The organism is Streptomyces sp. AC627_RSS907, assembly GCF_019049165.1.
In genome coordinates, this window is the sequence record NZ_JAGMUE010000066.1 from 19,346 (window position 1) to 34,340 (window position 14,995).

General features: G+C 74.9%; 11 protein-coding genes. 4 read left to right on the forward strand and 7 right to left on the reverse strand.

The genetic code is table 11. The features are described 5' to 3' along the window. Nucleotides 1–3: 3 nt before the first annotated feature. From KUM32_RS16485 to KUM32_RS16495, 3 genes are all read left to right on the forward strand, one after another. Complete coding sequence (locus KUM32_RS16485) at nt 4–2,655, forward strand: CocE/NonD family hydrolase (protein WP_217142654.1); 2,652 nt, start codon at nt 4–6, stop codon at nt 2,653–2,655. Beyond that, nucleotides 2,652–3,542, forward strand: a complete 891-nt coding sequence (locus tag KUM32_RS16490) for an ABC transporter permease (RefSeq protein WP_217142655.1) — start codon at nt 2,652–2,654, stop codon at nt 3,540–3,542. The genes KUM32_RS16485 and KUM32_RS16490 overlap by 4 nt, the downstream gene beginning before the upstream one ends. A gap of 465 nt (nt 3,543–4,007) precedes the next feature. Then, nucleotides 4,008–4,937, forward strand: coding sequence for a chaplin family protein (locus tag KUM32_RS16495; protein WP_217142656.1), 930 nt, complete (start codon nt 4,008–4,010; stop codon nt 4,935–4,937). A 191-nt stretch (nt 4,938–5,128) separates the two neighbouring features. Here the strand turns inward: KUM32_RS16495 and KUM32_RS16500 are convergent, their stop codons facing one another. Then, nucleotides 5,129–6,394 (reverse strand): NAD(P)-binding domain-containing protein, encoded by a 1,266-nt coding sequence (locus KUM32_RS16500; RefSeq protein WP_217142739.1) that lies wholly within the window; start codon nt 6,392–6,394, stop codon nt 5,129–5,131. Further along, a complete protein-coding gene (locus tag KUM32_RS16505) occupies nt 6,394–7,740 on the reverse strand; it encodes an ATP-grasp domain-containing protein (RefSeq protein ID WP_217142657.1) in 1,347 nt (448 codons plus the stop codon). Before KUM32_RS16505 ends, KUM32_RS16500 begins: the two co-directional genes overlap by 1 nt. 313 nt (nt 7,741–8,053) lie before the next feature. Here KUM32_RS16505 and KUM32_RS16510 point away from each other — a divergent pair, with 313 nt between their 5' ends. Next, nucleotides 8,054–9,274 carry a glycoside hydrolase family 26 protein gene (locus KUM32_RS16510; protein WP_217142658.1) on the forward strand — a complete coding sequence of 407 codons (1,221 nt, stop codon included), beginning with the start codon at nt 8,054–8,056 and terminating at the stop codon, nt 9,272–9,274. A gap of 26 nt (nt 9,275–9,300) precedes the next feature. Here KUM32_RS16510 and KUM32_RS16515 read toward each other — a convergent pair whose 3' ends face one another. From KUM32_RS16515 to KUM32_RS16535, 5 genes are read right to left on the reverse strand one after another with little or no spacing between them, the layout of a single operon-like run. Continuing rightward, entirely contained in the window at nt 9,301–9,960 is a 660-nt protein-coding gene (locus KUM32_RS16515) for a lipopolysaccharide biosynthesis protein (RefSeq protein WP_217142659.1), read from the reverse strand. After that, nucleotides 9,957–11,105: a glycosyltransferase gene (locus KUM32_RS16520; RefSeq protein ID WP_217142660.1), complete on the reverse strand. Its 1,149-nt coding sequence runs from the start codon at nt 11,103–11,105 to the stop codon at nt 9,957–9,959. Before KUM32_RS16520 ends, KUM32_RS16515 begins: the two co-directional genes overlap by 4 nt. A 1-nt stretch (nt 11,106) precedes the next feature. Continuing rightward, nucleotides 11,107–11,871: a polysaccharide deacetylase family protein gene (locus KUM32_RS16525; protein WP_217142661.1), complete on the reverse strand. Its 765-nt coding sequence runs from the start codon at nt 11,869–11,871 to the stop codon at nt 11,107–11,109. Further along, nucleotides 11,855–13,648, reverse strand: a complete 1,794-nt coding sequence (murJ, locus tag KUM32_RS16530; RefSeq protein WP_374227523.1) for a murein biosynthesis integral membrane protein MurJ — start codon at nt 13,646–13,648, stop codon at nt 11,855–11,857. Before murJ ends, KUM32_RS16525 begins: the two co-directional genes overlap by 17 nt. Then, nucleotides 13,645–14,994 (reverse strand): O-antigen ligase, encoded by a 1,350-nt coding sequence (locus tag KUM32_RS16535; protein ID WP_217142662.1) that lies wholly within the window; start codon nt 14,992–14,994, stop codon nt 13,645–13,647. Before KUM32_RS16535 ends, murJ begins: the two co-directional genes overlap by 4 nt. Nucleotide 14,995 lies beyond the last annotated feature (1 nt).

Here is a 14,995-nt window from a genome sequence, read left to right on the forward strand (position 1 = left end):
CGCATGGATCTTCGACTGTCCCGGGTGCTAGGGCTGCTGCGCCGGCCACGGCGGACGGTGGCCGCGGCGGCCGCGGTCGTCGTGCTCGCCGGTGCCGGTACGTGGACGGCCGTCGCCGATGACGACGCGCCCGCGGTGCACCGCGCCGACCGGATGACGGCCGTGGGTGACGGGGTGCGCCTGGACACCTCGTTCTTCACGGCCGGCCCCGCGGGCCGCCGCCCGGCCGTCCTGCTGGCGCACGGCTTCGGCGGCAGCAAGGCCGACGTCCGCGAGCAGGCGGAGAGCCTGGCCCGGGACGGGTACGCGGTGCTCACCTGGTCGGCGCGCGGCTTCGGCGGGTCCACCGGGAAGATCGGGCTCAACGCCCCGGACGGGGAGGTCGCCGACGTCTCGCGGCTGCTGGACTGGCTGGCCGAGCAGCCGCAGGTGCGGCTGGACGCGAAGGGCGACCCGCGCGTGGGCGTGGCCGGCGCCTCGTACGGCGGGGCGGTCGCGCTGCTGGCCGCCGGACACGACGACCGGGTCGACGCCATCGCCCCGGCGGTCACGTACTGGAACCTCGCGGACGCCCTGTTCCCGAACGGCGTGTTCAAGAAGCTGTGGGCCGGCGTCTTCGTCAACTCCGGCGGCGGCTGCGCGACGTTCGAGGTCCGGCTGTGCCGGATGTACGACCGGGTCGCCGAGTCCGGGCAGCCGGACCCCGAGGCCCGCTCGCTGCTCGAAGCCCGCTCGCCGTCCGCCGTCGGCGACCGCATCAAGGTGCCCACCCTGCTGGTGCAGGGCCAGACCGACTCCCTCTTCCCCCTCGGCCAGGCCGACGCGGCGGCGCGGGCGATCCGGGCGAACGGCGCCCCCGTCGACGTCGACTGGATCGCGGGCGGACACGACGGCGGGAGCATGGAGAGCGACCGCGTCCGCAGCCGCGTACAGGCGTGGTTCGACCGCCATCTCAAGGGCGACAAGGGCGCCGACACCGGCCCCGCCTTCCGGGTCACCCGCACCGGCGGCATCGACTCCACCGACGGCCGGGCCCAGCTGCGGGGCGCGAGCGCGGACCGGTACCCGGGCCTGGCCGACGGGCGGCGGACCATCGCCCTCAGCGGTCGCGAGCAGCGCTTCGAGAACCCCGCGGGCGCCAGCCCGCCCGCCATTTCCGCCCTGCCCGGACTCGGCGGTTCCGGCGGGCTGGCCCAGCTGTCCTCGCTGGGCGTCGGCGTGTCGCTGGACTTCCCCGGCCAGCACGCCCGCTTCGAGTCCGCCCCCCTCCGCGACGACCTGCGCATCACCGGATCGCCCACCGTGACCGTCCACGTCCGTTCCACCGGCGACGACGCCGTGCTGTTCGGCAAGGTGTACGACGTCGGTCCCGACGGCACCGGCCAGGTGCTGCCCGCCCAGCTGGTGACGCCCGTGCGCGTCGAGGACGCGAAGGCCGGCAAGGACGTGACGATCGCCCTCCCGGCGATCGACCACGAGGTCGAGAAGGGCCACCGGCTCCGCCTGGTCCTCGCCTCCACCGACCTCGGCTACGCCTCCCCGGCGGCCCCCGCGCGGTACACCGTCTCCCTCAAGGGCGGCCTCCAGGTGCCGACGGCCCCCGGCGTGACGACCGCCGCCGCACCGCTGCCCGCGTGGGTGTGGTGGCTGCCCCTCGCGGGCGCCGCGCTCGCGGCGGCCCTGCTGCTCACCGGGCGCCGCCGCACCGCCACCCCCGCCCCCGACCCGGCGCTGGCCGACGTGCCCCTGGAGATCACCGGCCTCAGCAAGCGCTACGCCGGGTCGGCGGACCGGTACGCGGTGCGGGAGCTGTCCCTGCGCGTGGACAAGGGCCAGGTCCTCGGCCTGCTCGGCCCCAACGGCGCGGGCAAGACCACCACCCTGCGCATGCTGATGGGTCTGATCAGGCCGGACGCCGGCGAGATCCGCGTCTTCGGCCACGCCGTCCGGCCGGGCGCCCCGGTGCTGTCACGGGTCGGCGCCTTCGTCGAGGGCGCGGGCTTCCTGCCGCACCTGTCCGGCCGGGAGAACCTGGAGCTGTACTGGCGGGCGACCGGCCGCCCGCCCGAGGACGCCCACCTGGACGAGGCCCTGGAGATCGCCGACCTCGGCGAGGCGCTGGCCCGCGCGGTGCGCACCTACTCGCAGGGCATGCGCCAGCGCCTCGCCCTCGCCCAGGCCATGCTCGGCCTGCCCGACCTGCTCATCCTGGACGAGCCGACCAACGGCCTCGACCCGCCGCAGATCCGCGAGATGCGCGAGGTGATGATCCGGTACGCCGCCGGGGGCCGCACCGTCATCGTCTCCAGCCATCTCCTCTCCGAGGTCGAGCAGTCCTGCACCCACCTCGTGGTCATGGACCGCGGCCGGCTCGTCCAGGCGGGCCCGGTCGGCGAGATCACCGGCTCCGGCGACACCCTCCTCGTCGGCACCGACGTGCCCGTGGAGGAGCCCGTCGCCGAGAAGGTCGCCGCCCTGCCGGGCGTCGCCTCGGCCGTCCGCACCGACGACGGTCTCCTGGTCCGGCTCGACGCCGACGGCACCGCGGCCCGCCTGGTCGCGGAGCTGGTGCGGCTGGAGGTGCCGGTGTCCTCGGTGGGCCCGCACCGCCGCCTGGAGGACGCCTTCCTCACCCTGATCGGAGGTTCCGCATGAGCACGCTCGCCGAGCGAGACCCGCGGCCCGGGCCCGCCGGGCCCGTCGATGCCGCCTCCGGCTACCGGCCGGGCCGCACCCTGCCGCTGCGGGTGGAGCTGGTACGCCAGCTCAAGCGGCGCCGCACGCTGGTGATGGGCGCGATCCTCGCCGTCCTGCCGTTCGTCCTCCTCATCGCCTTCGCCGTCGGCGGCGGGCCGGACGGCCCCGGCGACCGGATCACCCTGATGGACACGGCCACCGTCTCCGGCGCCAACTTCGCCGCCGTGAGCCTGTTCGTGTCGGCGGGCTTCCTGCTCGTCATCCCCGTCGCCCTCTTCTGCGGGGACACCGTCGCCTCCGAGGCCGGCTGGTCCTCCCTGCGCTACCTGCTGGCCGCCCCGGTGCCGCGCGCCCGGCTGCTCGTGTCCAAGCTCGTCGTCGGCCTCGGCCTGAGCCTCGCCGCGATGGTGCTGCTGCCGCTGGTGGCCCTCGCCGTCGGCACGGCCGCCTACGGCTGGGGGCCGCTGGCGATCCCCACCGGCGGCTCGCTCTCCCCCGGGACGGCGGCGCAGCGCCTGGTGGTGGTCGTGGCGTACATCTTCGTCTCCCAGCTGGTGACCGCCGGCCTCGCGTTCTGGCTGTCCACGAAGACCGACGCCCCGCTCGGCGCGGTCGGCGGAGCGGTCGGCCTGACCATCGTCGGCAACGTCCTGGACGCCGTGACCGCGCTCGGCCACTGGCGGGACTTCCTGCCCGCGCACTGGCAGTTCGCCTGGGCGGACGCCGTCCAGCCGCGTCCCGAGTGGGCGGGCATGGTGCAGGGCGCCGCGATTTCCGTGACGTACGCGCTCGTGCTGTTCGCGCTGGCCTTCAGGGGCTTCGCCCGCAAGGACGTGGTGTCCTGAGCGGCCCTGCCGCACCGGCGTCTTCCCCGCTTTTCCCCGTGCAGTGCGGGCCAACCGGGTGAACCTGCGAAACCGTTTGTCGTCCGTCGGGTTGATGAAGCAGTAGGGCATGCGACGTCACGAGAAAGGAACGCGCAGTGCTCAAGAAGGCAAGGGCCGCCGAGGCGGCCGCAGCTTCCGTCGGCGGTAGGCCGGTGGTGGCCGCTTTCCCGGCGCTCGCACCGTCGCCTGCCCCGTCCGCGGTCCACGGGCTTTCCCCACAGGAACTCCCGTCCCCGAGCCGAGGGTCGAACACGTAGCGACGCGAGGCGGACGGGTGACTCACGTCCTGCGGTGTTCCCCCGGGCACGAGCCCGGTCCGGGAGCCATGGCCGACGGAAGCCCGCACCAGCCCAGGCCACGTGGGCCGGCCTTGGACGTCGATCTCCGTGCCGAGGCCGGCTCACCAGTTCTTCAAGCAGGAAGATGACCACATTGCGACAGACCCTGAGCAGGGGAGTGCTCGCGGCGGCCGCCGCCACGGGCATTCTGTCCCTGACGAGCGCTCCCGCCCTCGCTGACTCCATCGCGGTGGGAGCCACCGAGGACTCTTCCGGTGTGCTGGCCGGGAACAACGTCCAGGTACCGATCGAGGTGCCGTTGAACGTGTGCGGCAACACCGTCAACGCGGTGGCGGCACTCAACCCCGCGCACGACAACTCCTGCGGCAACTCCTCGCAGGGGAGCCACTCCTCCGCGTCCTCGTCCGCGTCCGCGGGCTCCCACGCCGGCGGCAGCCAGGCGGTGGCGAGCAGCGAGGACTCCTACGGTGTGCTGACCGGGAACAACGTCCAGGCGCCGATCAGCGCGCCGGTGAACGTGTGCGGCAACACCGTCAACGCGGTCGCGGCGCTCAACCCCGCGTACGACAACTCCTGCGGCAACACCTCGCAGGGGGGCCGGTCGTCCTCGTACGGCACCTCCTCCACCAGCGGCAGCGAGGCGGTCGCATCCAGCGAGGACTCCTACGGTGTGCTGACCGGGAACAACGTCCAGGCGCCGATCAGCCTGCCGCTGAACGTGTGCGGCAACGGCGTCAACGTGGTCGCGGCGCTCAACGACACGTACGGCAACTCCTGCGGTAACGAGGGCCCCGGTTACGGCACCGAGGAGGAGACGCCCGCGCCGCCGTCGTCCGAAACGCCTCCGGCCACCAGCACTCCCACCACCCCCGCCTCGCCTCCCACGCGCGTCGTCCACACGCCGCCGTCGGTCGGCGTCGAGGTGCCCGAGGACACGCCCCAGCTGGCCGAGACCGGCAGCGAGGGCATGCTGTTCGCCTCGGTCGCCGGTGCCGCACTGCTCTCGGGCGGGGCGGTGCTCTACCGCCGCGGCCGTACCGCCGCGCGCCGGTAGCCGCCCGCGGGTGCCGGACGCGACCCGTCCGGCACCCACGCCACTCCCACGCCACCCCCGTACCGACGCGAGCCACCTCACGAGGTGGCCGGGCCGGTGCGGGGGCGCGCCGCCGTGCGGGACCGGCCGCCGACGGCAGGCGTCGCACGGTGGCCGGGGACGCACGAGCCGGAGCCGCACGAGCCGCCGCCTCAGTGGCCCACGGGCGCCGGCGCCCCGCTTCGGCTGCCGGTCCCCGGCACGGGGACCGTGCCGTGCGCCGGGGTCGACCTGAGCCGACGGCGCACCCCCTGGACGAGGGTCGTCGCCGTGAACGCCGCGCCCTGGACGAAACGCATGGCCGGGCCGAAGCCGGAGGCGGTCACCAGACCCGCGAGGAACAGGCCGGGCTGGGAGGACTCGAAGTCGCGCCCCGTCGCCGGGGAACCGTCGGGCAGGACCGCCAGCGTCCCGCACAACTCGGGGGCGAGCATCCCCATCCGGTCGCGGAGCGGCCGGAACCCCGTGGCCGCGACGACGTGCTCGGTCTCCAGGGTGCGCACGGCGCCCTCGCGGTCCACCGTGTCCAGCCGCACGCCGCCCGGCACCGCACAGGCCGCGGTCACCTCGTGGCCCGGCAGCAGCTCCACCGCCCGCTCCACCCGGTCCCGCACCCACCACGCGCCCGCCGGCCCCAGCGCCGTGGCCGCGATGCGCGCCCGGGTCTGCCGCGGCAGGTTGCGGAAGAGGCCGGGGCGCTCGGAGTAGAACCAGTTGCGCCAGCCCGGGCCCAGGCCGCTGTGCGGGGAGCGGACCGACTGCCACCAGGGGCGTTCCCAGGGCGGCGGCACGTCGTTCCACCGCAGCCGCTCCGCCCGCGCCAGCACCCGTACCCGGGTGCCCTGTTCGGCGAGGAGCGCCGCGGTCTCCAGCGCCGCCTGGCCGCCGCCGATCACCGTCACGTCCTTGCCGCGGAAGGGGGCCAGGTCGTTGTGGTGGCTGCTGTGCGTCACCAGTGAGGGGTGCAGCCCGCGCAGTGCGGGCGGCACCTCGATGAACGGCATCACGCCGACCGCCAGCGCCACCGTCCGCGCGTACACCACCTCACCGTCCTCGGTGAGCGCCGTGAAACCGCCGGGACCGGCCGCCACCCGGGTCACGGTGCGCTCGTCCACCGCCGGTACGGCGTGGCGCGCGAACCACAGGCCGTACTCCGCGTACTGCTCCACCGGAATCGGCTGTCCGTGGCGTGCCGTCAGCCCCCGTTCCGCGCAGTACGCGTCCAGGCGCCAGCGTCCCCGTGGATCGGAGAGATTGGACGCCCAGGGCTCCGACTTCAGGAACATGCCGCCGGGCATGTGGTCCCGCCAGGACGCCATGGGCCGGCCGAACACACGCAGGCTCAGCCCGGCGTCCGCGGCGTGGGACGCGATCGACAGACCGTACGGGCCCGCGCCGACCACCAGGAGGTCGTCCATCATGAGCTGCTCGCTTTCTCGTTGTCGGTCAGGGGAGCCGAGGCCGCCCCGGGGATCAGGTGTGCCGCCCGTGCCGCCTGCGGTGCCGGTGCTGTCCGTGCCGGTTGTGGTGTCTGTGATGTCTGTGATTCCTGTGGTTCTTGTGCTTCCTGTGGTGCCCGTGCCGACTTCGGCACGGGCAGCCGTTCGCGCAGCCGGCCGGACACATGACGGCCCCACAGGGCCCACATCGCCCTGCCGGGATCGCGGTCGTCCCGGGCGTGCCAGGCCAGTTCGCGCCCGTTCGGTGCCGGACGCAGCGCGGCGAACGGCGCGTAGTTCTCCACCACGAACGCCCGCCCGGCCAGCGGCACCCCGTCCGGCAGCGGACGCCCCGTCAGGTCCAGGTGCAGGGCGCGTACGACGTCCAGTCCCGCGCTGTCGGCGAAGAGCCGGAACTGGGCGCCGGGGCGCGGGTTGAAGTCGAGCAGGTGGTAGCGGCCCGTCTCGCCGCAGCGCCGGAAGTCGAGGTCGAAGACGCCCCGGTAGCCCAGTTCGCCGGTGAGCCGTTCGGCCAGCGCCCGCACCCGCGGGTTCGGCGTCCAGCGGCCCACCGCGGTCAGGCCCGCGCCGCGCGGCCAGGCCAGGTGCTTGCGGCCCGACCCGCCCGCGCGCACGGCGCCCGTGCGGTCGGCGTAGCCGTGGAAGAACCAGTCCCCGTTCGGCCCCGGCGGCAGGTACGCCTGCAGCAGCAGCCGGCTGCCCGCCTCCTCGGTGCGCAGGTACAGCTGACGGGCCTGCTCAGCGGACCGCACCAGCAGCGTGCTGCGCAGTCCGCTGCCGGCCGGCAGCAGCCAGGGCCGGCTCCACTTCGCCACGACCGGCAGTCCGAGCCGGCGTACGTCGTCGGCGGCCCGCTCCGGGCTGTCCGGGACCAGCGTCACCGGGTGCGGAACATCCGCGGCCGCGCACACGGCGGCCAGCTCCGCCTTGTCGGCGACGCGTGCGGCCAGCGTGTCCGGCGTCGCGGGCAGGAGGTAGGAGGGCGCGAGGCCGGCCCGCACGCGGCCCACGGCGATCGCGCTCGCGTCGTCCATCGGGACCAGGACGGCCGGAGTCGCGATCTGGTCGGCCACCCGGCGCAGCACGGCGACGATCTCGTCCGCGGAAGCGCCCGGGAGCGGCGGGGGGTGCATCCGGCGCACGTACCGGGACCTGGGGACAGGGCTGCCCGCCGAGTCGGCGACGACATGCACCTCCACGCCCGCCCTGCCGAGCGACCGCACGGCGCCCAGCGTTCCGTGGTGAAAGGGGTTCCGGTCGATCCGCAGCAGTACGGCGGGGACGCGGGTGTCGAGCAGTGACACGAACTCTCTCTTCCCTTCGCGCGATTCAGGTGATGCCGGCGATTCAGGTGATGCATCTGCTTCCGGTGCGATGCACGTGATGCACGTGATGCCAGGTGATGCAGGTGATGCAGGTGATGTGCGTGGCGGGCTCGGACGACTTGGACACGTGAGGCGGATGACGCGGACGGCTCACCCGCTCGGGCGAGCGCGGCACTCGAAAGCCCCAAGGGCGGTGGCGCCGTGGAATGTCCTGTGCGTGACTTCATATGACTGTCCGTCAAATAGCGCGCACAGCGCCGGAAGACGGACGACAGCGAGGAAAGGAGCAGGAATGGCTCCGCAGCACAAGCGGATCCGGGTCCGTCACAGGCTGGCCGCGGGCGCGGTGTCGGTCGCCGTGTCGGTCGCCCTGGCGGCCGGCAGCGCGGCGGGGGCGGAGGGGACGCCGGCCGCCGACCCGAGCCCGGCCGTGCCCGCGCCGTCGACGACTCCCCCGCAGACCACACCGGCGCCGGGCGGGGAGGTCCCCGCCTTCGGCGCCTTCCTCAGGTCCGACGCCCGCGGCGTCGCCCGCATGGCGCAGCTCAGCCACTGGCTGGGAGGGGCCGAGCTCCGCGTCGGTCACACCTACCTGCCCGGCAACCGCTGGAGCGACATCGAGGGCGACATCCGTTTCCTCGAGGCGTGGGCCCACTGGCGCAACGAGCAGGACGACCGGATGCTCGTCCTCAACGTGCCCCTCCAGGAACGCAACGAGGAGGGCGTCTCCGACGAGGAGGTCCGGCGGCTGTTGCGTCGGGGCGCGGCCGGGGAGTTCGATCACCACTTCCGTGCCCTGGCCGAACGGCTGGTGCGGCTGAAGGTGCCGGACACGGTCCTCGTACTCGGCTGGGAGATGAACGGCACCACGTACACCCACCGGTGCGGGCCGGACCCGGAGTCCTGGAAGAAGTACTGGAACAGGATCGTCACCACCATGCGTTCCGTGCCGGGCCAGAGGTTCCGGTTCGACTTCACGCCGAGCCGCGGCCGGGACGCCGTTCCCTGGACGCAGTGCTACCCGGGGGACGACGTGGTCGACATCGTCGGCATGGACTCCTACGACCAGCCGGCCGGGATGCCGTTCGACCGGCAGGTGGACGAGCCCTACGGGCTGCGGGCACACGTGGATTTCGCCAAGGCCCACGGCAAACCGATCTCCTACCCCGAATGGGGGCTCTTCCGTAACGGCGACAACCCCGAGTACATGCGGCGCATGCTGGCGTGGATCGACGAGCACAAGCCGCTCTACAACACGCTGACCGACTACTGCCCGCACGGCGTGTGGCAGTGCGACGACAACCCGGACTCGTCCCGCGTCTACCGGTCCGCCCTCACCGGCCGCACCGACGGGACGGCACCCGCACCGACACCCGCACCGACGCCCGAACCCGCACCGACCGCACCCCTGACCCCGCAGGACTGCTCTCCGCTGGACCTGGGCAGCTGGCTGGAGTACTGGCTCGGAGGCGAGCTCTGCCTGGGCGACGACTGGTGGTCGCGCACCGACTAGCGCGGGCGCGGCCCGGCATGCCGCCGTCACCGCTGCCCGGACACGTCGGCGGCGGTGGCGGGCCCGGGCACCGAGGGGCCGTGGGGGAGGGAGGCGCCGTCCCGGCCGGTCCGCCGCGGCCGGGCCAGCAGGGCCAGCCCGCCGAGCAACCCGCCCGCGCTCGCCCCCACCAGCGTGGTCACCGTCGGCGACGCGGACGTCGGCTCGCCCGGCCGGACGGCACGCGAGAACTGCACGAGCCGGACCTCGGTGCTGCCCTTGGTGTGCTCCGCGTGCTGCGTCAGCGCGCGGGAGACCGCGTTGGCCATGTCGACGGCCAGCGCGGGCCGCGAGGAGGTGGCCGACACGGCGACCATCGGCGCGTCCGGCGAGGTCGCCGCGCGCACGTTGTCCCGCAGCGTCCGCACCGGCACGCCCGCCCACACCTGGGCGTCCCCGAGCACCGCGAGCTGCGTGGCCACGCGGCCGTACGCCTGCGCGAAACCGCGGGCGGCCTCCGGGGTGGACTTCGAGGTCGGTACGGCGACGACATAGCTGGTGGCCGTGTAGGTGACGGGGGTGAACACGCCGTACGCGCCGCCCAGCAGGCCGCCGAGGAGGGTGCCGGCCGCGAGCGCGGTCCAGGACGGCGGCCTCCTGAGGCGAGCCAGGGACGTGGGGCGGTGACGGGTCGCGGTGTCGGTCATGACGGGCTTGCTCCGAGGGGTGAGAGGGCGGACGGCGGACGGGAGACGGCTGCCGCGTACACGTCCATGAGGCGGGCCGTGCTGCGGGTGATGCTGTAGCGGTGCGCGGCCTCGGGGGCCGCGCGCGGCCCGGGTCCCGCCGCGCGCGCACCGGCGATGGCCCGGGCGTACGCTTCGGGGCCGCCGCGCACGCGCCGGGCGGTGGCCGGCGGCGGCAGGTCCTCGATCGCCGGGCAGGAGGCGTAGAGCACCGGCAGGCCCGACGCCAGCGCCTCCACGGCGGCCAGACCGAAGGCCTCCTCCGTGGACGGGGAGGCGAACAGGTCCATCGCCGAGGTGAGCGAGGGCAGGTCGGGGCCCGGCGAGCCGTCGGGGAGGTAGGGGCGTTCGCCGGTGAACAGGACGCGGCCGGCCACGCCCGCCTCGTGGGCCGTGCGCCGCAGGACGTGTTCCTCGGGGCCGCCGCCCACCAGCAGCAGCCAGTGGTCGTCCCCGAGCCGGGCGAGCGCGCGGACGAGGACGTCGAACCGCTTACCGGGGGTGAGCCGGCCGACGCCGCCGACGACGAACGCGCCCTGGGGCAGGCCGAGGCGCCGGCGCGTGCGGTCGCGCCGTTCCCGGTCGAAGCGGAAGCGGTCCAGGTCGATGCCGTTCGGAACGACCTCGATGCGGGGCGCGGGCACGCCCCAGCGCTTCAGACGGTCGGCCACCGCCGAGGAGACGGCGACCGTCGCCGAGCCGAGCCGCTCGCTGGCGAGGTACAGCGCGCGCACCCCCGCGGTCAGGTCGCGGCCCTCCATCTGCGAGTCACCGAGGGAGTGTTCGGTGGCGACGACGGCGCGGACCCCGGCGACCCGCGCGGCGAGCCGGCCGTACACGCAGGCCCGGTACAGGTGGGTGTGCACCAGGTCGTAGCCGCCGGCGCGGATCAACCGGACCAGCCGGGGGAGCACGCTCAGGTCGCGGTTGCCGCCCATGCCGAGGTCCACGACGCGGACCCCGTCGGCGGCGAGGCCCTCGGCGACCGCGCCGGGGTTGGTGAGCGTGACGACGTCGCACTCGACGGGCAGGTGACGCAGCAGCAGCCGCAGCTGCTGCTCGGCCCCGCCCACGCCGAGGCCGGTGATGATGTGCAGGGCCCTCATCTCACAGGCCCTCCACCGGGCGCCGTCGCAGCCGGTGCAGACGGTGCTTGAGCAACAGCCGCCAGGACGTGTCGTTCTGGCCGATGTGGACGCGCGGCAGGGCGTGCGGGCCGGTCAGCGGCCCGGGGTCGATGGCGCAGGCGTAGGTGTACCCCGCTTCCCGTACGGCCTCGACGGCGCGGGCGTCGACCGTGCCGTACGGGTAGCAGAAGCCGTCGGCGCGGGCGCCGGTCAACTCCTCGAGCCGCGCGCGGCTCTCGACGGTCTCGGCCTTGAGGGTGAGGTCGTCGGCCCGGGTGAGGTCGACGTGCGTCAGGCCGTGCGAGCCGATCTCCACGCCCTCGGCGGCCGCCCGCCGGATGCCGTCCGCACTCAGCAGCGGCTTGCGCGGGCCCAGCGGGTCCCAGGCGTTGACGCCGCCGAGCCGGCCGGGCAGGACGAAGAGGGTGGCGCCGCAGCCCCAGCGCCGCAGCAGCGGCAGGGCGCCGGTGACGAAGTCGGCGTACCCGTCGTCGAAGGTGAGTCCGACCAGGTCGCGTCCCCCGCCCCGGGAGCGGGCGGCGAGCAGGTCGGCGACGGACACGCCCCGCAGTCCGCGCCGGCGCAGCCAGGCCAGCTGCCGCCCGAGGCGTTCGGGCGTGACCGTGACGCGGTACGGGTCGTCCGAGCAGTCGCCCACCGAGTGGTACATCGCCACCCACGGCGGCGGGCCCGGACGTGGGGCGGGGAGGGCGCCGGTCTCGACGGAATCAACGGAAGCGGCCATGGGGGAGCCTTCGTGTGACGGTGCGTACGGAGCGCAGTGCGGACGGGGAACCGGGGCCCAGGGCCCAGGCGAGCGGGACGAAGACGGCGGTCACGGTCAGACAGCCGGCCGCGAGACCCGCGACGGGGGCCGGGAACCGGCTCGCGACGAACGCGCCGGCGACGGTGGCGGCGACCGTGGCGAGCACCGGCCCGGTCAGCTCGGCCAGGACCTGCCGGACGCGGACCGAGACACCGTGCGGGTCGCCGCGCCGGGCGGTGCGCAGCCCGGCGAGCATGAGGGCGGCCGTGAGGGTGATGCCGAGGGCGTTGGCGGCGGCGATCCCCGCCACCCCCCAGGGGCGTACGGCCACGGCTCCGGTCAGGGACGTCACGACGATGCCGGCGGCCATCGCGCCGACGGGGTACCAGCGGGGCCGGCCCGCCGAGAAGTACGAGCGGAGCAGGGCGCCCACCAGCGTCTGGCCCAGCAGTCCGAGCGCGTACACCCGCATGACGCCGGCCGTCGCCACGGTGTCGGAGACGGTGAACGCGCCCCGCTGGAAGAGCAGCGCGATCATCTGCGGGGCGCAGGCGAGCACCGCGCTCATCCCCAGCAGCACCACGCAGGCGGCCAGCAGCAGGTCCCGTTCCACCCGGGCACGGGCGCGTTCGGTGTCCCCGTCGGCGAGCGCCCGCGCGACCACGGGGAAGGTGACGGTGCACACCATCAGCGACAGGGTCATCGGGATCTGGGCGACCTTCTGCGCGTAGTTCAGGTGCGAGATGGCCCCGGCGGGCAGCGAGGAGGCGAGGAAGCGCTCGACGAGGACCTGCGACTGGCGGCACAGGGCGAACAGGAGTACGGCGGCGATCAGGGCGAGCCGCATCGGCCGCTCCTCGACGTCGGTCCCGGGCCCGGCGGCGGCCGGCGTGCGCGACGTCAGCCGGCGCCACAGCGAGGGCAGTTGCACCGCCACCATGAGGAAGCCGCCCACCGCGACCCCGGCCGCCGCGGAGCGCACGCCCCACCGGCCGCCGAGCAGGAACATCACGGCGACGATGCCGGTGTTGTAGGCGACGTAGATGGCGGCGGGCGCGAAGAAGCGGCGGTGGGCGCGCAGGGCGGCGCTGCAGTACCCGGCCAGCCCGAAGGCCAGCACGCTGATCGCCGTGAGCCGCGTGCAGTCGACGGCGAGACGGGGGTCGGGCAGGCCCGGTGCCAGGACCCGGACCAGGAAAGGAGCCGCACCGGCGACCAGCACGGCCATGGCGGCGAGGGCGAGGCACAGCCGGGGCAGGGTCGCGGCGACCAGGGCACGCACCGGGTCGCCCTCGGCACCCCGGGCGCGACGGGCCAGTGCCAGGCTGAACGCCGGGATCAGCACCAGGGCCAGCCCCTCCTCGATCAGCACCGTGGAGGCCAGCTCCGGCACGGTCCACGCGACCAGGAAGGCGTCCGTGTCGCTCCCGGCACCGAACAGCCGCGCCAGGGACTGGTCGCGCACCAGGCCGAGCAGCGACCCGGCGATCGACAGCGACGCCGTGACGAGCGTGGCGCGGGCGAGGAACTTCCGGGAGAGCCCCCCCGAACCGGGCTCCACCCCGGCGGAGGCCCCCGCCGCGCGCGCCATCGGCACGGTCGCCGCCCTGTCGGTCGCCGCCCTGTCGGACGCCGCCTCGTCGGCCGGCACCCCAACGGCCGGCGTCCCGCCGGTCATGGTCCCGTCGGCCGGCGCCCCGTCGGTCATGGCCCCGTCGGTCTCCGGGCTCGGGGTCTGTGAAGGCACCACCGTCATCGCGCCACGGCCTCCCCGACGCGTTCCCGTGCCCCGGGCTGTGGCGTGACGGCCCGCGACTCGGTGCCGGTCAGGGCCCACCACGCGGCGAGGCCCAGGCCCAGGCCGGTCAGCAGGGTCGAGGGGCCGCCGATGTCCCCGTACGCGAAGTCGGTCAGCAGCCAGACCAGCAGCCCGCAGGCGACGAGCGCGCAGTCGAGACCCGGCCCGCGACGGCGCACGCGCAGCAGTCCCCGTACCGCGCACACCAGCAGCGCCAGCCAGCTCCCGGCGAGCGTGAGCAGCCCGATCAGGCCCTGCTCGCTCAGCAGCAGCAGGTACATGCTGTGCGGCGACAGCAGCGCCTGCCGCTCGTACTCCACCCCGGCGCCCTCGACGTCGCTGCCCGACGACAGGGCCAGCGTGGCGTGTCCGTCGCGGTACGCGGGAAAGTTCTTCAGGCCCACGCCGGTCAGCGGGTGCTCGCGCCACATGCCGGCGGCCGACTCCCACAGGGCGTACCGGTCGACGACGGACTGGTCCGGGGCGTCGGTGACCCGCGCGATGCTGTCGATCCGCTCCTGCAGCTGCGCCGTGCCGACACCGAACCCGCCCATCAGGACCACCCCCGTGGCGGCCAGCACCGCGGCCACCTTCAGCGCGCGCCGCAGCCCGGCCAGCGCCAGCTGCACGGCGCACGTCAGGGCGGTCGCGATCCAGGCGCCCCGGCTGAAGGAGAGCGCGAGCGGCGCCAGCAGGGCCAGCGCGCAGCCCGCGGCGGTCAGCCGCTGCCACACCGGTGCCCGGCCCAGCGCGATCCCGACCGCGCACACCACGCCCAGGGAGACCGCCGACGCCATGCCCATCACGTCGTGGGCGCCGAAGGTGCCGACCGCCCGGATGTCCTGGCCCTGGTAGGAAGCACCGCCGCGGGTGACGTACTGGTGCACGCCGACGGCCCCCTGCCACACCGCGAGCCCGACGAACGACCAGGCCAGCACCCGGAAGTCGGTCCGGTGGCGGACCAGCACCAGCACGGCGGCCGGGACGAGCACGAAGAGCTGCAGGTAACGGCCCATGCCGGCGAGCCCGGCCTGCGGCGAGGACGCCCCCGCCGCGGCGAGCGCGATCCCCACGACCGGCAGGCCCAGCACACAGACCGCGACGGCCGACAGCGGGCGCCGTCGCTCACGCAGCAGACGGATGACGCAGTACGCCACCACCAGTCCGGAGGCCACGTCGGCGGGCCCCGCACCGTCCCCCGTCGGCGGCAGGGCCAGCAGGGCGAGCACCGCCACCAGCGGCAGGACCGGTACCAGCGCGGCGACCCGGGGCGGGAGCGGGGCGAGGGCGAGGGTGTGGCTCACG